14 protein-coding genes are annotated in these 20,762 nt (G+C 64.4%); 4 read left to right on the plus strand and 10 right to left on the minus strand.

The genetic code is table 11. The features are described from left to right. Nucleotides 1-30: 30 nt before the first annotated feature. Nucleotides 31-2,190, plus strand: a complete 2,160-nt coding sequence (locus ACZ9GA_RS21140; RefSeq protein ID WP_457360904.1) for a type I secretion system permease/ATPase — start codon at nt 31-33, stop codon at nt 2,188-2,190. A gap of 11 nt (nt 2,191-2,201) precedes the next feature. Next, the gene (locus tag ACZ9GA_RS21145) at nt 2,202-3,557 is read left to right on the plus strand and encodes an HlyD family type I secretion periplasmic adaptor subunit (protein ID WP_457360903.1); all 1,356 of its coding nucleotides are present in this window, start codon (nt 2,202-2,204) and stop codon (nt 3,555-3,557) included. 103 nt (nt 3,558-3,660) lie between these two features. On the opposite strand, the gene ACZ9GA_RS21150 is transcribed toward ACZ9GA_RS21145, so the two are convergent. Beyond that, nucleotides 3,661-4,623: a zinc-binding dehydrogenase gene (locus tag ACZ9GA_RS21150; protein WP_027977315.1), complete on the minus strand. Its 963-nt coding sequence runs from the start codon at nt 4,621-4,623 to the stop codon at nt 3,661-3,663. Between the two features lie 139 nt (nt 4,624-4,762). On the opposite strand from ACZ9GA_RS21150, the gene ACZ9GA_RS21155 reads away from it, so the two are divergent. Then, nucleotides 4,763-6,844 carry a carboxy terminal-processing peptidase gene (locus ACZ9GA_RS21155; RefSeq protein WP_457360902.1) on the plus strand — a complete coding sequence of 694 codons (2,082 nt, stop codon included), beginning with the start codon at nt 4,763-4,765 and terminating at the stop codon, nt 6,842-6,844. Nucleotides 6,845-7,046: 202 nt separating this feature from the next. Beyond that, the gene (locus ACZ9GA_RS21160) at nt 7,047-8,879 is read left to right on the plus strand and encodes a bifunctional diguanylate cyclase/phosphodiesterase (protein ID WP_457360901.1); all 1,833 of its coding nucleotides are present in this window, start codon (nt 7,047-7,049) and stop codon (nt 8,877-8,879) included. Here the strand turns inward: ACZ9GA_RS21160 and ACZ9GA_RS21165 are convergent. The 9 genes from ACZ9GA_RS21165 to ACZ9GA_RS21205 all read right to left on the minus strand — a co-directional run bounded on the left by ACZ9GA_RS21165 (nt 8,791) and on the right by ACZ9GA_RS21205 (nt 20,353). Continuing rightward, on the minus strand, nt 8,791-9,255 hold the full coding sequence (locus ACZ9GA_RS21165) for a tetratricopeptide repeat protein (protein ID WP_457360900.1): 465 nt from the start codon (nt 9,253-9,255) through the stop codon (nt 8,791-8,793). The two genes, ACZ9GA_RS21160 and ACZ9GA_RS21165, sit on opposite strands and share 89 nt — an antisense overlap. Further along, nucleotides 9,252-9,623 (minus strand): hypothetical protein, encoded by a 372-nt coding sequence (locus tag ACZ9GA_RS21170; protein ID WP_457360899.1) that lies wholly within the window; start codon nt 9,621-9,623, stop codon nt 9,252-9,254. Before ACZ9GA_RS21170 ends, ACZ9GA_RS21165 begins: the two co-directional genes overlap by 4 nt. Next, the gene (locus tag ACZ9GA_RS21175; RefSeq protein WP_457360898.1) at nt 9,620-9,961 is read right to left on the minus strand and encodes a helix-turn-helix domain-containing protein; all 342 of its coding nucleotides are present in this window, start codon (nt 9,959-9,961) and stop codon (nt 9,620-9,622) included. Before ACZ9GA_RS21175 ends, ACZ9GA_RS21170 begins: the two co-directional genes overlap by 4 nt. A 104-nt stretch (nt 9,962-10,065) precedes the next feature. After that, nucleotides 10,066-10,533: a YkvA family protein gene (locus ACZ9GA_RS21180; RefSeq protein WP_457360897.1), complete on the minus strand. Its 468-nt coding sequence runs from the start codon at nt 10,531-10,533 to the stop codon at nt 10,066-10,068. A 381-nt stretch (nt 10,534-10,914) separates the two neighbouring features. Continuing rightward, nucleotides 10,915-11,685, minus strand: a complete 771-nt coding sequence (locus ACZ9GA_RS21185; protein ID WP_457360896.1) for an FKBP-type peptidyl-prolyl cis-trans isomerase — start codon at nt 11,683-11,685, stop codon at nt 10,915-10,917. 367 nt (nt 11,686-12,052) lie between these two features. Then, on the minus strand, nt 12,053-12,976 hold the full coding sequence (gene pcaQ / locus ACZ9GA_RS21190) for a pca operon transcription factor PcaQ (protein ID WP_455921316.1): 924 nt from the start codon (nt 12,974-12,976) through the stop codon (nt 12,053-12,055). A gap of 174 nt (nt 12,977-13,150) precedes the next feature. Beyond that, nucleotides 13,151-13,516, minus strand: coding sequence for a nitrite reductase small subunit NirD (gene nirD / locus ACZ9GA_RS21195; protein WP_457360895.1), 366 nt, complete (start codon nt 13,514-13,516; stop codon nt 13,151-13,153). After that, nucleotides 13,516-16,074 (minus strand): nitrite reductase large subunit NirB, encoded by a 2,559-nt coding sequence (gene nirB / locus ACZ9GA_RS21200; RefSeq protein ID WP_457360894.1) that lies wholly within the window; start codon nt 16,072-16,074, stop codon nt 13,516-13,518. Before nirB ends, nirD begins: the two co-directional genes overlap by 1 nt. Before the next feature lie 289 nt (nt 16,075-16,363). Next, nucleotides 16,364-20,353 carry a bifunctional nitrate reductase/sulfite reductase flavoprotein subunit alpha gene (locus ACZ9GA_RS21205; RefSeq protein ID WP_457360893.1) on the minus strand — a complete coding sequence of 1,330 codons (3,990 nt, stop codon included), beginning with the start codon at nt 20,351-20,353 and terminating at the stop codon, nt 16,364-16,366. Nucleotides 20,354-20,762: the final 409 nt, after the last annotated feature.

The following is a 20,762-nucleotide window of genomic DNA, read 5'->3' on the forward strand; positions in this document are numbered from 1 at the left end:
TAACTGCACCTTTGCTTTGGAGTACCGCACGTGACCAGCATGCAACCTGCGGGGCCGGCAACGGACCCGCGCCTGAGTTTCGATGACCCCCTGCTGGATGGTTTGCTGATCCTGTGCAAACTCCATGGCTGCGCCGTGAGCCGGGCCAGCCTGAGCGCCGGCCTGCCGCTGGCGCAGCAACGCATGAGCGCCGAGTTGCTGCCACGCGCCGCCGCCCGCGCCAGCCTGTCGGCACGCCTGCTGCGAAGGGAGCTGAGCACAATCTCGGCGCTCAACCTGCCGGTGCTGCTGATGCTCAAGGGCGGCCGTTGCGCCGTGCTGCGGCGTCTGGGCGAGGACGGCCGCGCGCTGATCCTGCCCAGCGAGGCCGAGGGCGGCGAGCAGTGGGTGAGCCTGGAAGAACTGGCGGCCGAGTACAGTGGCGAAGCCCTGTTCGCCCGGCCCCGCCACGAACTTGAAGACCTGCGCCAGCCCCTGATGCCCAGGGTGCATGCGTGGTTCCGCGACACGTTAAAACTGTCGCGCTGGCTGTACAGCGATGCCATCCTGGCCAGCCTGATGATCAACCTGCTGGGCCTGATGGTGCCGCTGTTCGTGATGCAAACCTACGACCGCGTGGTGCCCAACCAGGCCACCTCGACGCTGTGGGTACTGGTGATCGGGCTGCTGGTGGGCACGCTGTTTGAACTGGTGCTGCGCGTGCTGCGTGCGCACCTGCTGGACACCGCCGGCAAGAAGACCGACCTGATCCTGTCGGCCACGCTGTTCGAGCGCATCACCGGCATGGCCATGAAAGCCAAGCCAGCCACCATCGGCGGCTTCGCCCAGAGCATCCACGACTTCCAGGGCCTGCGTGAATTCCTCACCGCCGTGACCCTGACCAGCATCATCGACCTGCCCTTCGCCGTGCTGATGCTGGCGGTGATCGGCCTGCTGGGCGGCTGGCTGGTGCTGGTCCCGATCGTCGCCTTCCCGCTGACCATCCTCTTTGCCCTGATCATCCAGAGCAAACTGCGCGACACCGTGCAAAAAAGCCTGACCCTGGGCGCCCAGCGCCAGGCCCTGCTGATCGAAACCCTCAGCGGCCTGGAAAGCATCAAGGCCTGCAGCGCCGAGAGCGAACGCCAGTACCAGTGGGAAACCACCCACGGCGCCCTCACCCGCCTGGACAGCCACGCCCGCAACCTGGCGGCGCTGGCCACCAACGGCACCATGTTCATCCAGCAGTTCGCCGGCATGGCGGTGATTGTCGCCGGGGTGTACACCATCATCGCCGGCAACCTCAGCGTCGGCGCCCTGGTGGCCAGCTACATGCTCAGCAGCCGCGTGCTGGCGCCCTTGGGCCAGATCGCCGGGCTGATCACCCGCTACCAGCAGGCGCAACTGACCATGGTCAGCACCGATGCGCTGATGGCCCTGCCGCAAGAGCGCGACACCACCCAGCGCCCACTGGAACGCACGCAGCTGCAAGGCGCCCTGGCGGTCAGCCAGGTGACCTTCCGCTACGCCAACCAGAACGCACCGGCACTGGCGAATGTCAGTTTCAGCATGAAGGCGGGCGAACGCATCGGCATCATCGGCCGCAGCGGCTCGGGCAAAAGCACCTTGGCGCGGCTGGTGATGGGTTTCTACGAACCCGAGGAAGGCCAGCTGCTGTTGGACAACCTGGACCTGCGCCAGCTGGACGTGGCCGACCTGCGCCAGCAGATCGGCTACGTGGCCCACGACCTGCCCCTGCTGGCCGGCAGCCTGCGCGACAACCTGACCATGGGCGCACGCTACGTCAGCGACGCGCGCATGCTGGAAGTGGCAGAAATGACCGGTGTCACCGAGCTGGCGCGCCAGCACCCGCAAGGCTTCGACCGCCCGGTGGGCGAGCGCGGCCAACTGCTCAGCGGTGGCCAGCGCCAGGCCGTGCTGCTGGCCCGCTCACTGCTGCTGGACCCGCCCATCATGGTGCTGGACGAACCCACCAGCCACATGGACAACGCCAGCGAAGACGCCCTGCGCCTGCGCCTGCACAACTGGGTGGTGGGCAAGACCGTGCTGCTGGTCACCCACCGCACCTCGATGCTCAGCCTGGTTGACCGCCTGGTGGTATTGGACAACGGCCGCATCGTCGCCGACGGTCCGAAGGAAGCGGTTATCGAAGCCCTGCGCAAAGGCCGTGTCGGCCAGACGCCTGTTTAGGAGTGTTGTTGATGTCAGCTTCCCAAGGCTTGCGCGGCTATTTCAGCAGTTTCGGCAAAACCGCCGAGAGCGAGTTCATGCCCGAACTTGCCAGCGCTGCGCTGCAGGATTCACCGCGCCTGACGCGCATTACCGTGTGGCTGTGCGCCGCCTTGCTGGTGGTGGCCCTGATCTGGGCCAAGTTTGCCGTACTGCAGGAAGTCACCATGGGCGAAGGCAAGGCCATCCCGTCCAGCAAAGTCCAGGTTATCCAGAACCTTGAGGGCGGTATCGTCACCGAGATCTTCGTGCGCGAAGGCCAGGTGGTGAGCAAGGGCGATACCCTGTTGCGCCTGGACGACACGCGTTTTCTGTCCAACAAGGGCGAGAGCGAGGCCGACCGCTATGCGCTGATGGCCCAGGTGGAACGCCTGCAGGCCGAGACCGACGGCAAGCCGTTCGTGGTGTCCGAGGAGGTACGCACCAAGGCCCCGCAAGTGGCCAATGATGAGATGGGCTTCTACCAGTCGCGCCAACGGCGCCTGGCCAGCGAGCAGCAAACCCTCAATGAACAACTGCGGCAGAAAACCCAGGAGCTGGCCGAGTTCCGCTCCAAGCAGGACCAGTACCGTTCCAGCCTGGCGCTGCTGCAACAGGAACTGAACATGTCCACGCCGCTGGTGGGCACCGGGGCGATTTCACCGGTGGAAATCCTGCGCCTCAAGCGCAGCGCCGTGGAAGCACGCGGCCAGATGGACGCCACCACCCTGGCGATTCCGCGGGCAGAGGCGGCGATCAACGAGATCAAGAGCAAAATGAACGAGTCGAACCAGCAGTTCCGCTCGGACGCCGCCAAAGACCTCAACACCAAGCGCACGGACCTGTCGAAAATCACCGCCACCAGCATCGCCATTGACGACCGCGTCAGCCGCACCACCGTGGTGTCGCCGGTGCGCGGCATCATCAAGACGCTGAAGGTCAACACCATCGGCGGCGTGGTGCAGCCGGGCAGCGACATGGTCGAGATCGTGCCGCTGGAAGACAACCTGCTGATCGAGGCCAAGGTACGGCCCCAGGACGTGGCCTTCCTGCACCCGGGGCAGCCGGCGATGGTCAAGTTCAGTGCGTATGACTACACCATCTACGGGGGGTTGAAAGCCAAGCTGGAGCTGATCAGCGCCGACACCATCACCGACGACAAGGGCAACAGTTTCTACCTGATTCAGGTGCGTACCGATAAAAACCATTTGGGCGGGGACGCCAAGCCGTTGGTGATCATCCCGGGGATGACGGCGACGGTGGATATCATTACCGGGGAGAAGAGCGTGCTGGATTATCTGTTGAAGCCGGTGTTGAAGGCGCGTACGGAGGCGTTGCGCGAGAGGTAGACCGCGTTGCGCCCTTCGCGGGCAGAGCCCGCTCCCACAATGACAGCGCCAGGCGCGACATCTGTGGGAGCGGGCTCTGCCCGCGAAAAGAACGACACCCGAATTAAACCAAGGACGGATCGATGACCAACACCACCTTGCCCGACACCTGGTTCGTCGCCAACTCGGCAAACGCCGCTTCGGCATCACGCACCGGGAAGGTCCGCGCCACCTGCGGTTTCAAGCGCCCTTCCTCGAACAGCGGCCACACATGCTGACCCAGGTCGCTGAGCAGATCCGCCTTGAACTGGTCGCTGCGGCTGCGCAAGGTCGAGCCCAGCATCTGCACGCGCTTGCCCAGCACTTTGCCCAGGTCGATGTTGGCCTTGGTACCGCCCATCAGGCCGATCAGTACCCAACGCGCATCCACCGCCGCCACTTTCAGGTTCAGGTCGGCGTAGTTGGCGCCCACCGGATCCAGGATCACGTCGAACGGGCCGAAGTCGTTCAGCGCTTCCAGGCCATCGCCACGTACCACGCCCGCCTGGGCGCCCAGGGCTTCGCAGTAGGCCAGGCGCTCGGCCGAACCGACGCTGACCCAGGTGGGGTTGCCAAACGCCTTGCACAGCTGGATGGCAGCCGAGCCGATGCCGCTGGCACCGGCGTGCAGCAGCACTTTTTCACCGGGCTTCAGGCCAGCCAGCTGGAACAGGTTCAGCCACACCGTGGCGTACACCTCGGGGATGGCCGCCGCCTCGATCAGCGACAGGCCAGCGGGCACCGGCAGCACGTGACGACCGTCCACCACCACTTCCTCGGCCATGCCGCCACCGGCCAGCAGGGTGCACACCCGGTCGCCCACTTGCCAGGAAGAACCGGGGCCCACTTCACTGATCACACCGGCGCACTCAAGGCCCAGAATGTGGCTGGCACCCGGCGGTGGCGGATACAGCCCGGCACGTTGCAGCAAGTCGGCGCGGTTGAGGCCCGCGGCAGCTGTCCGAATTTTCACTTGACCCACGTCGCAAACCGCGCTCGGATGGTCTACCCACTCCACATGTCCTTCAACGCCTTGCAATGCCTTCACAGTGCCTCCATAGTTGACTCATGACTGAGCCCGGTGCGTAGGTGCCGGGCTTGTTGCATTATGCGACCGGTTTCAGTGAAACCGGCGAATTCAAAGACGGTCTAATATGCGTGATCAATTGTCCCCACGTCGAATCAGCATGAAGCATCTACTGCCCACGTCCGCCCTTGCACTGTGCATCGGCCTCGGCGCTCTGTCGATGTCCGCCCGCACTTTCGCAGCCAACAGCTGGGATAACCTTCAGCCTGACCGTGACGAGGTGATCGCCAGCCTCAACATCGTCGAGTTGCTCAAACGCCACCACTACAGCAAGCCGCCGCTGGATGACAAACGCTCCGTCATCATCTACGACAGCTACCTGAAGTTGCTCGACCCCTCGCGCAGCTACTTCCTGGCCAGTGACATCACCGAGTTCGACAAGTGGAAGACGCAGTTCGACGACTTCCTCAAGAGCGGTGACCTGGACCCGGGCTTCACCATCTACAAGCGCTACCTGGACCGGGTGAAATCGCGTCTGGACTTCGCCCTGGCTGAACTGGGCAAGGGCGTGGACAAGATGGACTTCACCGGCCACGAGACCCTGGCGGTGGACCGCAAGGACGCCCCGTGGATCACCACCCAGGCCGACCTGGACAACCTGTGGCGCAAGCGCGTGATGGACGAAGTCCTGCGCCAGAAGATCGCCGGCAAGGACAACAAGCAGATCCAGGACACCCTGACCAAGCGCTACAAGAACCAACTGGCGCGCCTGGACCAGACCCGCAGCGAGGACATCTTCCAGGCGTACATCAACACCTTCGCCCAGTCGTATGACCCGCACACCAACTACCTGTCGCCCGACAGCGCGGAAAACTTCGATATCAACATGAGCCTGTCGCTCGAAGGTATCGGTGCCGTGCTGCAAAGCGACAACGACCAGGTCAAGGTGGTGCGCCTGGTACCTGCCGGCCCTGCCGACAAGACCAAGCAGATTGCCCCGTCCGACAAGATCATCGGCGTCGCCCAGGGCGACAAGGAAATGGTCGACGTGGTGGGCTGGCGCCTGGACGAAGTGGTCAAGCTGATCCGCGGCGCCAAGGGCTCCGTGGTGCGCCTGGAAGTGATCCCGCACACCAATGCGCCGAACGACCAGACCAGCAAGATCGTGTCCATCACCCGTGAAGCGGTGAAACTCGAAGAGCAGGCGGCGAAGAAATCCATCCTGCACCTGACCGAGAACGGCAAGGACTACAAGCTGGGCGTCATCGACATCCCGGCCTTCTATCTGGACTTCAAGGCCTTCCGTGCCGGTGACCCGAACTACAAGTCCACCACTCGCGATGTGAAGAAACTGCTGACCGAGTTGCAGAAAGAGAACGTTGACGGCGTGGTCATCGACCTGCGCAACAACGGCGGCGGCTCGCTGCAGGAAGCCACCGAACTGACCAGCCTGTTCATCGAGAAAGGCCCGACCGTGCTGGTGCGTAACGCAGACGGCCGTGTCGACGTGCTGGAAGACGAGAACCCCGGCGCCTTCTACAAAGGCCCGATGGCGCTGCTGGTGAACCGCCTGTCGGCCTCGGCATCGGAGATTTTCGCCGGCGCCATGCAGGACTACCACCGTGCGTTGATCGTCGGCGGCCAGACCTTCGGCAAGGGCACCGTGCAGACCATCCAGCCGCTCAACCATGGCGAACTGAAGCTGACCCTGGCCAAGTTCTACCGTGTGTCCGGCCAGAGCACCCAGCACCAGGGCGTACTGCCTGACGTGGCCTTCCCGTCGATCATCGACACCAAGGAAATTGGCGAGAGCGCCCTGCCCGAGGCCATGCCGTGGGACACCATCCGTCCTTCGATCAAGCCTGCGGTGGACCCGTTCAAGCCGTTCATTGCCCAGCTCAAGGCTGACCACGATTCGCGCACCGACAAGGATGCCGAGTTCATCTACATCCGCGACCGTCTGGCCCTGGCCGAGAAGCTGATGAACGAGAAGACCGTCAGCCTCAACGAAGCCGATCGCCGTGCCCAGCACGCCGACATCGAGGCCAAGCAACTGGCGCTGGAAAACGTCCGTCGCAAGGCCAAGGGTGAAGCGCCGCTCAAGGAAATGAAGAAGGAAGACGAGGACGCCCTGGCGGCCGAGCCGGACAAGACCAAGCCTGAGGACGACGCCTACCTGGCCGAGACCGGTCGCATCCTGCTGGACTACCTGAAGCTGAATTCGGCTGTGGCGAAGCACTGATGAATTGATGGCCATTTGTCATCAAATGGTCATCCATCTGTCGTGAAATAAGGGGCTGGGCACTGTAATAGGTGCCCAGCCTTTTTTTCGCCTTGTGGGACCTGGCGAAGCCAGGGAAGAAGACACCTCGGTACTCCTGAAGTATGCGGTGCGGCCTTCCCGAGCTTCGCCCGGTCCCACAGTGCCCCAGTGAGCCAACGAAATGACCATCACCGAACAGCTGGGCGCATTGGCCACCACCCTGGCCCAGGGCAACCTGCACACCCTGTTCCAGCCCATCGTCTCGCTGTCGGAGCGGCGCATCCTGGGGTACGAGGCGCTCAGCCGCGGGCCCTCCAACAGTGCGCTGCACTCGCCCATCAACCTGTTCGCCGTGGCGCGCCAGGCCGGCAGGCTCAGCGAACTGGAGATCGCCTGCCGCGAAACCGCCTGCCGACGTTTCAGCGAGCAGAAGCTGGTTGGCAAGCTGTTCCTCAACGTGTCGCCCGAGTCGCTGCTGGAACCCAGCCACCAGCCCGGCATGACCCTCAAGTTGCTGCAGGCCCATGGCATCCCGCCCAGCGACGTGGTCATCGAACTGACCGAGCAGACCCCCACCGACGATTTCCAACTGCTGTACAACGCCCTGCATCACTACCGCGCCATGGGCTTCTCCATCGCCCTGGACGACCTGGGCGCCGGCTACTCCAGCCTGCGCCTGTGGTCGGAATTGCGCCCGGACTACGTGAAGATCGACCGCCACTTCATCGATGGCATCCATCAGGATGCCCTCAAGCGTGAATTCGTCGGTTCCATCCTGCAGATCGCCAAGGCCTCACGCGCGCAAGTCATTGCCGAAGGCATCGAGTTGCCCGAGGAGCTGGCAGTGCTGGCCGAAATGGGCGTGGACCTGGTGCAGGGCTACCTGCTGGCCCGCCCGCAGGAGCAACCGCCCCACGACGCCCGCACCCTGCTGCCCAAGCTCGACACCAGCGCCCAGGTGCTGGGCGAGGAAGGCAGCGACCTCAGCGCCCTGCTGATCGAACAGATGGCCGTGCAGCAGGACATGCCCACGGCGGCCGTGCTGGAGGCGTTTCGCAGCCAGGCCAACCTGCATTCGCTGGCCGTGCTGGATGCCCAGCAGCAGCCTTGTGGCATCGTCCACCGGCACTCGCTGTCCGAAGCCCTGCTCAAGCCCTACGCCACCGACCTGTTCGCGCGCAAGCCCATCAGCCGGCTGATGAGCGAGGACTACCTGGCCGTGGAGCTCAGCCAGTCGCTGCAGCAGGTCAGCCGCCTGCTGACCAGCCGCGCGCGCCAACGCATGGAGGAAGATTTCATCATCACCCTGGACGGCCGCTACCTGGGCCTGGGCCGGGTGATCGACGTGCTCAAGCTGATCACCGAAATGAAGATTCAGCAGGCTCGCTACGCCAACCCGCTGACCTTGCTGCCGGGCAACGTGCCGATTCAGCAATGCCTGACGCGGGTGTTGCAACAGGGGCGCGAGGCGGCCATTTGCTACGTGGACATCGACAGTTTCAAACCCTTCAACGATATCTACGGCTACGGCCGTGGCGATGAAGTGCTGCTGTGCCTGGCCCAGTGCCTGAACGAACGGGTGGACCCGGCGCGCGATTTCGTCGGGCACATTGGTGGCGATGACTTCATGCTGGTGCTGGGCTCGGGCGACTGGCGCAAACGTTTGAATGAACTGCTGGAGGACTTCCAGGCGCAATGCCGGCGCTTCTATCGCGCCGAGCATCTGGAGGAGGGTTGTTTCGTGGCCCACAACCGGCAGGGACAACGCCAGGAGTTTGCGCTGTTATCGCTGTCGATTGGCGTGGTGCACCTGCACCCGCAGGACTGCGCGCGGCTGGACGCTAGCCTGCTGGCCGAGCTGGCCTCCCAGGCCAAGCACCAGGCCAAGGTGGTGCCGGGCTACAGCATCCATGTACTGGATGCGCTCAGCCTTGAATCTGCTGATAGTGCGCTGCCCGTTCAAGGTCTGGCGCCAGGCCAGGGCCGCCCTGACGGTACAGCTGCGCAAGTTTGAACGCCGCCAGGGGATGGCCGCCCGCCAATGCCGCTTCCCACCAGTGCACGGCCGCCACGGCATCAGGCGCGGCACGCAGGCTGCCCGCCAGGCTGACCACGCCCATCTGGTAGGCCGCCTTGGCATCGCCCTGCTCCGCCGCCAGGCGCAACAGGCGCAGCCCCTCGTCACGGGCCGCCAGGCCTTTGCCACGAAACATCAGGATGTGCCCGTAAAAGCCCATGGCACCGCGGTCACCCAGGTTGGCCATGCGCGAGAACTGCCCCTCCAGCCACTGCCAGCCGCGGGGCTGGCGGGCGAACCAGGGCCAGTGGAACAGTTGGCGAGCGACCCAGTAGCTGATCCGCACACGGAGCAGCCACACAGTGCGTGTCACGATGTGCATTCTTCCGGGTAAGCAAACTCGAACACCCGTACCACTTCCGAGGCGTGCCACGAGGCTGCGGCGACGCCGTCGGAGGGGCCGGAGAACCGCCCCAGCCGTTCCACGCATTCGAAAAAACCGGTACGCGGCAAGCGGCTGGCCCCCTGGCTGATGACCAGGGAACTGCGCAGCGGCTGCTCGGCGCGGGCATCAATGACGGCCAGGTATTCCAGGGCAGCCGTCAGGGTCTGCATGGCCGGGGTAGGCAATTGCAGACGTTCGAGCAGGGCACGGTAGGTCAGCAGATGACGCTGGCGGCGGGCATGGTCCAGTTCGCTCAGCAGGCCATCCCACTGCTGGCGGCTGATGCGCACGCTCACGAGGCTTCTCCCCAGCCAGGAACCCCCAGCTCCCATGCCAGGCTTCGTCGAATGGCCGCATCGGGTTCGCGCTCGCCCGACTCGATCATGGCCAGGTACGACGGGCTGATGCCCACGGTACGCGCCAGCTTGTCCAGGGCCAGGCCCTTGGCTTCGCGCAGTTGCGCAAGGCTGGACAATGCCGGCAATGGCTGATTGGCGGGCGCCGGCGCGGCTTGAATCACGGCGGGCTGCTCGGCGACCGGTTGCCCAGCAGCGGCCAGCAACGCTTGATATTGTTCCCACGGCAGCACGGCATATTCCGGCTGGCCGTCACGACTGATGACCTGAACACCCATTACAACCCCCTGTAGGATCACCATATGTAATCTGTAGGCATAATCCTTATGCCGAATATAGTAACAGTAGGCGGGACGGAACGGGATTTCCTATTTCAACTTGCTTACAAACCGCGCTGTTCGCCGCTGTTGTGTTCAAGTTGCAGCGCCTTGGGCGTGTCTGGCAGGCGTTCCACCACGCGCAATCGCTCTGGGCGCAGGCTGTCGCGCCAGGCTTTGAAGGCGTTCAACTCCTTCTCCAGGCTGTTGACCACCCAGGCCAGCACGGCAATGTCATCCAGCAGGCCGATGCCGGGTATCCAGTCGGGGATGGCATCGATGGGGCTGACGAAATACAGCAGGCCGGCGACGATCATCAACAGCGAGCGCGGATTGACATGGCGATATTCGCCACGCCAGTACGCCAGGCACAATTCCTGAAGCAGCTTGGCGTTGCTTTTCAATTCGCTGAAATGGCCAGCGGTGCCTTGGCTTTTGCGCACCACGGCAAAGATCAGCGTCGGCAGTTTGCCGCGTTTGAGCACGCGCTCGGCCAAGGGCAGGAAACGGGCGAAATTCCAGGGTGCTTTCATGGCCCCTCCGGGGGAGACAGGGTCGGCGGGTTATCCACAGTTATTGTGGATAACCTTGTGAACAGCGGACGTTTTACTGGCTGAAAGCCACGTTTTGCAAGGCGCGAGCTTAGATCGGGCGTTTTTTACACACCTTGAGAGGTTTGGGTGAATCGTTTGCGCGGCTGCGTTGGCAGGGCATGCAACTGTGACTGCATCCAGCCTTTGCAGTTTCATCGGATGTGTAGCCGCTGCCGCCAGGCTGCGCTGGCCCTATGCCTCGCTGGAGATTCGCAGTGTACACGAGGGCCAGCGCAGCCTGGCGGCAGCGGCTACCCGTGTGCGCCAGGCAAAAAAAAACGCCCCGCTAGGCGGGGCGTTTTTTGTGCACAGGGCTGCGAATTACTTCGAAGCAGCCTTGTCTTCCTGGGCAGCGTCAGCCTTGTCGGCGTCAGCAGCGGCAGGCTGTTGGTCGGCCTTGGCCGGGTCCTTGATGGCCAGCAGCTCCAGGTCGAATACCAGCACCGAGTTGGCCGGGATTTTCGGGCTTGGGCTCTGGGCACCGTAGGCCAGGTCAGCCGGGATGAACAGCTTGACCTTCTCGCCAACGTGCATCAGTTGCAGACCTTCGACCCAACCCGGGATCACGCCGCTGACCGGCAGGTCAATCGGGCTACCGCGCTCGATGGAGCTGTCGAAGACGGTGCCGTCGGTCAGCTTGCCTTCGTAGTGAACAGTCACGACATCAGTCGGCTTTGGCTGGGCGCCGTCGGCTTTCTTGATGATCTGGTACTGCAGACCGGAAGCGGTAGTGACCACGCCTTCCTTCTTGCCGTTCTCTTCCAGGAATTTCTTGCCCGAAGCTTCGGCTTCGGCATTCATTTTGGTCATGCGCTCTTCGGCACGCTTCTGCAGGGCAGCGAAGGCCTCAACCAGTTCGTCGTCCTTGAGCTTCTGAGGCTTTTTGCCGACAGCATCTTCGATGCCTTGGGCGACGGCCTTGGAGTCCAGATCGTCCATGCCTTCCTGTGCCAGGCTCTTGCCCATGTTCAGGCCGATGCCGTAGGAAGCTTTTTGCGCCGGGGTTTTCAGTTCCACGCTGGAATGATTGTCGCAACCTGCGAGTACCAGAGTGACCAAGGCAACCGCCGCCGCCAACCGATGCTGTTTCATGCTATTTCCTTGTTCATGCGCCAAATGGGCAATCGAGTAAAGCCGCGAGCTTATCAGGCGGCCACGACCAATGGCTACCGGCATGAGAGCCGGAAAATACAGATAAGTTCAGGTGTTTAAAGGGTTTCATCTGAATGATGGCAAACCTTACCAAAATCTTACATTTGGAAGAGGAAACCGCTTCCCGAGCTTCGCTCGGTCCCACACCTTTCGCGGCAGTGGTGTCAGACAGGCAAAGCACTCAGCCCTTGGAGGCACCACAGATAGACCTGCAGTGCCACCAAAGGCTAAGAGCTTTGCTTCATTGACACCACTGCCGCGAAAGGTGTGGGACCGAGCGAAGCTCGGGAAAAGGCCACCACTACCCTCAAGCCTCGCGGTAGGTGGCCGCCACCTCGCGCACCACATCGCACAACCACTGCGCCGGCAACGACAACGCCAGCGAGGCGTTGCTGCAGATCCCCACCGAACCACCCGGCTCGCGCACGCCCAGGTCGAGCTCAAACAGCGCCTGCTCGCGAATATCCAGCAACACCGCATCACGCGGCGCCACCCAGATGGCATCGCTACTGAGCACGTAACGACGGCTGAGCGTGGGCGACAGGGTTTCCAGGCGCTGCGCCGGTGGCTCGATGGCGCACTGCACGAACAGGCTGTCGGCGTGCTTGCGGATGGTGGTGCCGGCCAGCGGCAGCACCAGCGGGTAGCGGTTGACCCGGCTGCGGTCGGTGGGCACCTGCCCCAGCAGCGGGTGGCCGGGGCGCACCACCAGGGTCATGGCTTCGCTGTACAGGTGCTCGAACATCAGGCCCTGGATTTGCGGGCTGTCGGTCATGCGGCCGATTACCAGGTCCAGTTCGCCAACGTGCAGTTGCGATAGCAGGTGCGCGCCGGGCCCCGTGGCCACGCTCACCACCAGCGCCGCGTGGCGCTCGTTCAAACGGCACAGCACCTCGGGCATCAGCAGGCTTTCGACGGTAGACAGCACCCCCACCTTGACCACCGGCGCGGCGTGTTCTTCGGTACGCAGGGTGCTGACGCCGTCGCGCAGGGCCTGCACGCAGGGCGCGGCGTAGCGCATGAAGCGCACGCCGGCGGGGGTCAGCTCGACGCCGCTTTTGTCGCGTTCGAACAGCCGTGTCTGCAACAGGTCCTCAAGCTCCTTGAGGGTCTTGGAGATGGCCGGCTGGCTGATGGCAACGGCGTCGGCGGCCTTGGCGAAACTGCCCTGGCGGGCAATTTCGAGAAAGCACAGCAGGTGGCGGAATTTGATGCGGGTGTCGAGGTTCATGCCGCTGATGTTACACCACCCTGCAACACCACATCGCCCAGAGTGTGTAGTGGGAGTGGGCTCTGCCCGCGAAGAGAGCACCTTGATGTGTCAGATACTTCGCGGTGTTCTTTTCGCGGGTAGAACCCGCTCCCACAGGTTGCTCAACACCCTGGAGTCTCCCACAAAGCAAGGTTAGTTCAGGGCGATCTGGACTTCGTCGCCATGCAGGCGCACCGGCCAGGTGCGCAGGCGTTCGGCCGGCTCTTCCAGACAATGGCCATCGAGCAGCGCGTAATGCTGCTTGTACAACGGCGCCGCCACCACCAACTGGCCCTGCAACTGACCCACGATCCCCCGGCCGATCACATTGGCGCCCGAGCGCGGGTCATGGTTGTCGATGGCATGCAGCACCCGCCCCTGCGGGTCGTCCGGCAGGTAGAACAGCGCCACCTGGGCGCCGTCCAGCCACACCACCACACCGCTGTTGGCGACAAGGTCGTGGCGCTGGCACACCGGCTGCCAGGTCTGGGCATGCACGGCTTGATTGGCGTTGTTCATCACAGGGCCTCCTCGGCGAGCGGGATCAGTTTCAGTTCATGGTGGGTGGCAGGTCGGCGCTGGCCGCGTTCCTTGACGAAGTGCACCCCGGGGTCGTCGCGACGGTCGTTGACGAAGGTGCGGAAGCGCTTGAGTTTTTCGGGGTCTTTGAGGGCATTGGCCCATTCGCATTCGTAGCGGTCGACCACGTGCTGCATCTGCGCTTCCAGCTCGGCGCCCAGGCCCAGGCTGTCGTCGATGATCACCTGCTTGAGGAAATCCAGGCCGCCTTCCAGGCTCTCGCGCCACACCGAGGTGCGCTGCAGCTTGTCGGCGGTGCGGATGTAGAACATCAGGAAGCGGTCGATGTAGCGGATCAGCGTTTCATCGTCCAGGTCGGTGGCGAACAGTTCGGCATGGCGCGGGCGCATACCGCCGTTGCCGCTGATGTACAGGTTCCAGCCCTTCTCGGTGGCGATCACGCCCACGTCCTTGCTCTGTGCCTCGGCGCATTCGCGGGTGCAGCCCGACACGGCGAACTTGAGCTTGTGCGGCGAGCGCAGGCCCTTGTAGCGGTCTTCGATGAACAGCGCCATTTTCACGCTGTCCTGCACCCCATAGCGGCACCAGGTGCTGCCCACGCAGCTTTTTACCGTACGGGTGGACTTGCCGTAGGCATGGCCGGTCTCGAAGCCGGCGTCGATCAACTCGCCCCAGATGTCCGGCAGTTCATGCAGTTGCGCGCCAAACAGGTCGATGCGCTGGCCGCCGGTGATTTTGGTGTACAGGTCGTATTTCTTCGCCACCGCGCCGATGGCGATCAGCTTGTCCGGGGTGATCTCGCCGCCGGGGATGCGTGGCACCACCGAGTAGGTGCCGTTCTTCTGCATGTTGGCCATGAAGGTGTCGTTGGTATCCTGCAGGGGCGCCAGCGACGGGTCCATGATCGGCTGGTTCCAGCACGAAGCGAGGATGTTGCCTACCGTCGGCTTGCAGATGTCGCAGCCGACCTGGCCACGGCCGTGCTTGGCCAGCATCTCGTCGAAGCTGTGAATGCCCTCGACGCGGGCCAGGGCGTAGAGCTCTTGACGGGTATGGGCGAAGTGCTCGCACAGGCTCTTGTCCACGGCCACGCCGCGGGCCACCAGTTCGTGCTCGAACACCTGCTTGAGCAACGCCGCGCAGCCGCCGCAGCCGGTGCACGCCTTGGTCTGCGCCTTGAGGCTGGGCAGGTCGCCGCAGCCGCTGTCGATGGCGGCGCATACGGCGCCCTTGGTGACGTTGTGGCACGAGCACAGGGTGGCGCTGTCGGGCAGGGCGTCGGCGCCCAGGGTGGGCGCACCGTCGCTGAGCGGCAGAATCAGGCTGGCCGGATCCTTGGGCAGGGCAATGCCGTTCTGCACGTATTGCAGCAGGGTGTCGTAATAGCTGTTGTCGCCCACCAGCACGGCGCCCAGCACCTTGGTGCCGCAGGGCGATACCACCAGGCGCCGGTAACTGGCGTTGGCCTCGTCGATGAAGCGATAGCTCTTGGCGCCCGGCGTGGCCGCGTGGGCGTCGCCGATGGAGCCTACGTCCACACCCAGCAGCTTGAGCTTGGTGGACATGTCGGCGCCGGTGAACAGCGCACCGCCCTGCCCCGCCAGCTCGGCGGCCACGTTACGCGCCATGCTGTAGCCGGGGGCGACCAGGCCGAAGACGCTGCCGTTCCAGGACGCGCATTCGCCGATGGCGAAGATAGCCGGGTCGCTGGTGCGGCACAGTTCGTCCACCACCACACCGCCACGCGGGGCGATTTCCAGGCCGCTGCTGCGGCCCAGGGCGTCCTGCGGGCGGATGCCGGCGGAGAACACGATCAGGTCGGTTTCCAGGGACTCGCCGCCGTCAAAGTTCATGCGGTAGCGGTACTCGTCGCCCGCCACGATGGCCTGGGTGGCGCGCGACACATGCACGCCCACGCCCAGGGCTTCAATCTGCGCGCGCAGGGCGGCGCCGCCTTCGTTGTCCAGTTGCACCGGCATCAGGCGCGGGGCGAACTCCACCACGTGCGCTTCCAGGCCCAGGGACTTGAGCGCGTTGGCCGCCTCCAGGCCCAGCAGGCCGCCGCCCACCACCACGCCACGGCGGGCGTTGGCGGCGGCTGCGCGGATGGCGTCCAGGTCGTCGAGGGTGCGGTACACCAGTCGCGCGTTGCCTTCGGAGCCGGCGATCGGTGGCACGAAGGGATAGGAACCGGTGGCCAGCACCAGTTGGTCGTAGTCATAACGGCCCTGGCGGGTGACGACCTGGCGGTTGTCGCGGTCGATCTCCAGCACCGCTTCGTGCAGGTGCAGGGTCACGCCGTGCTCGCCATAGAAGCTGGCGTCGGCCATGGCCAGGGCTTCAGCGTCCTTGCCGCCAAAGTACTCGGACAGGTGCACGCGATCGTAGGCGCGCTGCCGCTCTTCGCCGAACACCCGCACCTCGAACTGCGCCAGGGCCCCGCGTTCAATCAGCTGCTCGACACAGTGGTGGCCGACCATGCCGTTGCCGACGATGATCAGTTGCTGGCGTGGCTTGATCGTCATGATTGCGTTCATGCGGTTTTTCCTCGAACAAAAAAAAGACGCCTGGAGCCGTTAAGCTCCAGGCGCCTTTGCCTGGTATCTGTGTGTATTGCCCCTGGGTGCGATCGCCGTTGAACGCGGGTGGGCTGATAGTCTCAAAGCAGGTTGCATGCCAACACGCGATACAACCGTAGCCGCTGCCGCCAGGCTGCGCTGGCCCGTATGCCAACCTGAATTATGCGGGTGTACGCGAGGGCCAGCGCAGCCTGGCGGCAGCGGCTACGGGGCCAGGTTGGTGCGTTTGGGCCTTGAGTGCCTCGTTTCAGTACACATCGCGCAGGTAGCGCTTGTCCTTGCTCATCTGCGCCACGTACGCCTCGGCGTCCACGCCGCCGTGCTCGGCGATCACCGCCTTGAGCGCCGCGTCCACATCCTTGGCCATGCGGCTGGCGTCGCCACACACATAGAAGTGCGCGCCCTGCTCCAGCCATGACCACAGCAAGGCCCCCTGCTCCAGCAGGCGTTGCTGCACGTAAATCTTCTGCGCCTGATCACGGGAGAACGCCGTATCCAGGCGCTGCAGATGACCTTGCTCACGCCACGCCAGCAATTGCTGCTGATAGTAGAAATCCGTGCCCCGGCGCTGCTCACCGAACAACAGCCAGTGGGGGCCCGTGGCACCGCTGGCCTGGCGCTCCTGCAGGAAGGCGCGGAACGGCGCCACACCCGTGCCTGGCCCTACCATGATCATTGGCGCGGTGGGATCGGCCGGTACTTTGAAATGCCGCGACGGCTGCACGAAGATCGACACCAGGCCATGGCTGGCGCGGTCGGCCAGGAACGCCGAACACACGCCGCTGCGCGCCCGGTCGTTGTGGCGGTAGCGCACGGTGGAGACGGTCAGGTGCACTTCGTCGGGGTTGGCCTTGGGGCTGGAGCTGATGGAGTACAGGCGCGGCTGCATGGGTTTGAGCAGGCCCAGCAGTTCGTCCACGCTCAGTTCGACGGGGAACTCGTCCAGCAGGTCGAGCAGCTGTCGGCCCCATAGCCACTGGGTCAATGCCTGCTTGTTGTCCGCCGCCAGCAGCTCGGCCAGCCGTTCGCTGGCGCTGCGTTCGGCCACCAGCGCGAGCCACGCCGGCGTGATGCGGGTGATCTCGAAATGCTTGTGCAGCGCCTGGGCCAAGGGCATTTCACCCTGGTCGGGCACCTGCACATGCTGGCCGCTGTCCAGGCCCAGGGTGGCCAGCAGTTCTTCAACCAGGGTCAGGCAGTTGGTGGGCCACACGCCCAGGGCGTCGCCGGCCTCGTAGACCAGGCCGGTGTCCTGCAGATTGAAGACGATCTGGCGGGTTTCCTTCTCGGCACCCGGGCCATTGAGCAGGATGTTGTGCTTGATGCGCACCTGGCACGGGCGCTGGCGGCTGTAGGCGGTGTAGTCGGGCGCTGCCTTGACCGGCGCCTCGGCACTCAAGGCACGGCTGACGGCCTGCAGCCAGCCTTCGGCGGGTTGCTGATAATCGGGCTCGCAGTCCACCCGTGGCACCAGCGGCGTCGCCCCCAGGTGTTGCAGGCGCTCGTCGAGCTTGCGGCCGAATCCGCAGAACTGATCGTAACTGCTGTCGCCCAGCGCCAGCACCGCGTAGCGAACCCCGGCCACCTGCGCCGCCACGTCGCCCTGCAACGCCGCCCACAGGCCGCTGCCATTGTCGGGGGCATCGCCATCGCCAAAGGTACTGGCGATCATCAACACGCTATCGGCCTGTTGCAGCTGGGCCAGCTCCACGTCATCCATGCAGCTGACCTGCACCTCAAGCCCGGCACCGCGCAGTTGCTCGCCGCACAGCCCGGCCAGTGCCTCGGCGTTGCCAGTTTGCGAGGCCCACAGCACCCACTGCCGCGGCTTCTGCGCTACGGCCTGGGCGCTGGCGCCGGTGCGGGAAAACAGCCCTGCCAACAGGCCATCGATCAGTACACGCTTGCGCCCTTCGATGGGCGCCGAGGCCGGCAGCACCGGCACGCCTTGGTTGGCCTTGCCCAACACGCTGGCCAACCCGGTGAGGTAGCCCTGCATGTACAGCTGCTCATCGGCGCCCAGTTGCACATCGAAACGGGGCGCTATGCCCAGCAGGCGGCTCAGTTCTTCGGTGGCCATGGGCACGGCTTCCTCGGTGGGCAGGTCGACGGTGGGGATGCGTTCGCCGCTGACGCGGGTCAGCGCCACGGCGCTGTACTTGAATTCCGGCTGCCAGGACACCGGGTCGATGGCGTCGCTGGTCACCGCGTTGATGGCCAGGTCATCGCCGTACAGGTCGTTCCAGTGGAACGGCGCGAACAGGTTGCCCGGCAGCACCCGGTCGCTGAGCCGTGCGGGCAGCACGGCATGACCACGGCGGCTTTGCAGGCGCACCTGGTCGCGCTCGGCGATGCCCCTGCTCGTGGCATCCTCGGGGTGGATTTCGACAAAGGGGCCAGGGTTGAGCTTGTTGAGGCTGGCGACCTTGCCGGTCTTGGTCAGGGTGTGCCATTGGTGCTGCACCCGGCCAGTGTTGAGCACCAGCGGGTAGTCGTCATCGGGCAGCTCGGCGGGGGCCATGTGCGGGCGCGGGAAAAACCGCGCACGGCCGTCATCCGTGGGGAAGCGCGGACCGTCAGGCGTCAGGTAGCGCACGGGGTTGCGGTCGTCGTCACGGCCGGGTTCGCACGGCCATTGCAGCGGTGTCTGGCGCAGGCGCGAGTAATCGGCGCCGCGCACGTCGTAACCGGTGTCGGGGTTGTGGAAGCCTTTGATCTCGTCGAACACCGCCTCGGCGCTGTCGTAGCTGAAGGCCGCTTCGAAGCCCATTGCACAGGCCACGCGGGCGATGATCTGCCAGTCCGGCAAGGTATCGCCAGGGGCGTCCACGGCCTTCTGCATCAGCGTGAGGTTGCGCTCGGAATTGATCATCACCCCTTCGGCCTCGGCCCACAGGGCGCCGGGCAGCAGGATGTCGGCGTAGCGGTTGGTTTCGGTGTCGAGGTAGGCGTCCTGGGTGATCACCAGTTCGGCGGCCTGCAGGGCGTCGATCACCCGCTGGCGATTGGGCACGCTGGCCACCGGGTTGGTGCAGATAATCCAGCAGGCCTTGATGGCGCCGTCGCGCATCTGTTCGAACATATCGATAGTGCCGGCGCCGGTGTCGCTGCGCAGCGTGCCCGGCGGCAACTGCCACTGCTGCTCGACGAACGCGCGGTCACGCTCCACCAGCAGCGAGCGCTGCCCCGGCAAGCCCGGCCCCATGTAACCCATTTCGCGACCACCCATGGCATTGGGCTGGCCCGTCAGCGAGAACGGCCCGCTGCCGGGCCGGCACAGGGCGCCGGTGGCCAGGTGCAGGTTGCACAGGGCGTTGGTGTTCCAGGTGCCGTGGGTGCTCTGGTTCAGGCCCATGGTCCAGCAGCTCATCCAGTTTGGCGCCTGGGCGATCCACTCGGCGGCCTTGAGAATATCGGCCTCGGCCAGGCCGGTGATCTGCGCCACCATGGCAGGCGTGTAATCGGCCAGGAATTCCGGCATCGCCGCCCAGCCCTGGGTATGGCGGGTGATGAAGTCGTTGTCGACATGGCCATTGCGATGCAGCAGGTGCAGCAAGCCGTTGAGCAACGCCAAGTCGGTGCCGGGACGGATCTGCAAAAACAGGTCGGCCTTGTCGGCAGTCGCGCTGCGCCGGGGATCGACCACAATCAGCCGCGCCCCCGCCTTGACCCGGTCGAGCAAGCGCAGAAACAGGATGGGGTGACAATCGGCCATGTTCGCGCCGCTGACGAAAAACAGGTCGGCGTGATCAAAATCCTGATAGGAACCCGGCGGCCCATCCGCCCCCAGCGACTGCTTGTAGCCGCTGCTGGCGCTGGCCATGCACAGCCGCGAGTTGGATTCGATGTGGCGGGTGCGGATAAACCCCTTGGCCAGCTTGTTGGCCAAGTATTGGGCCTCCAGCGACATCTGCCCCGAGACGTAAAACGCCACCGCATCAGGACCGTGCGCCTGGATCAGCGCATTTAGTCGCTCGGCCGTGGCACTGATGGCCTGATCCATGGGCACGCGCGCCGGGTCGCGCTGGCGTTCGCGGCGCAGGTAGGCGTGCTCCATGCGCCCGCTGTCGGCCAACGGCTGATGGCAACTGCTGCCCTTGGTACACAGGCGGCCGAAATTGGTGGGGTGGGCCTTGTCGCCGGTCACCTTGGTAACGCGGTTGTCGGTGACACTCATGATGATGCCGCAGCCAACACCGCAATAAGGGCACACGCTACGAACCGTGGTACTGCTCATGGGCCTGCCTCGACCTGGAAAAACAAAAAGGCGCCGGTTGCCACCGCGCTCTTGAGAGCGGGGGCAACACGGCGCCTTTGTCGTGATGGGGGGCAATCGACGTTGATTGCGGATGCTTGAGCAGTTGCAAAGGGCGCGCCAGCTTGGCGCAGGGCCCTATTTGCGGGGCGGGTTGTGCAGGGCGGCCTTCAGGGACGCACTGCCTTGCAGCGCACGCACCAAAATGTAGCCGCTGCCGCAGGCTGCGCTGGGCCTTTGCCTCGCTGGAGATTTTCAGCGGGCACACGGGCCAGCGCAGCCTGGCGGCAGCGGCTACGGTGTCCAGGAGCAGAAAAATTTCGTGTTAAAAAAACTACAAAGTGTACGTGAATAGCCACTTGCCACTGTATATTTAATCAGGCATAAAAGG

Source organism: Pseudomonas sp. TE3644, from assembly GCF_056278815.1.

Excerpts from the sequence above, each read along its gene's own strand:
- ACZ9GA_RS21185 (WP_457360896.1), bottom strand. The coding sequence starts at position 11,685 with ATGAAACAGCATCGGTTGGCGGCGGCGGTTGCCTTGGTCACTCTGGTA.
- pcaQ (WP_455921316.1), bottom strand. The coding sequence starts at position 12,976 with ATGAACCTCGACACCCGCATCAAATTCCGCCACCTGCTGTGCTTTCTC.
- ACZ9GA_RS21145 (WP_457360903.1), top strand. The coding sequence starts at position 2,202 with ATGTCAGCTTCCCAAGGCTTGCGCGGCTATTTCAGCAGTTTCGGCAAA.
- ACZ9GA_RS21155 (WP_457360902.1), top strand. The coding sequence starts at position 4,763 with ATGAAGCATCTACTGCCCACGTCCGCCCTTGCACTGTGCATCGGCCTC.
- nirD (WP_457360895.1), bottom strand. The coding sequence starts at position 13,516 with ATGAACAACGCCAATCAAGCCGTGCATGCCCAGACCTGGCAGCCGGTG.
- nirB (WP_457360894.1), bottom strand. The coding sequence starts at position 16,074 with ATGAACGCAATCATGACGATCAAGCCACGCCAGCAACTGATCATCGTC.
- ACZ9GA_RS21180 (WP_457360897.1), bottom strand. The coding sequence starts at position 10,533 with ATGAAAGCACCCTGGAATTTCGCCCGTTTCCTGCCCTTGGCCGAGCGC.
- ACZ9GA_RS21175 (WP_457360898.1), bottom strand. The coding sequence starts at position 9,961 with ATGGGTGTTCAGGTCATCAGTCGTGACGGCCAGCCGGAATATGCCGTG.
- ACZ9GA_RS21205 (WP_457360893.1), bottom strand. The coding sequence starts at position 20,353 with ATGAGCAGTACCACGGTTCGTAGCGTGTGCCCTTATTGCGGTGTTGGC.
- ACZ9GA_RS21160 (WP_457360901.1), top strand. The coding sequence starts at position 7,047 with ATGACCATCACCGAACAGCTGGGCGCATTGGCCACCACCCTGGCCCAG.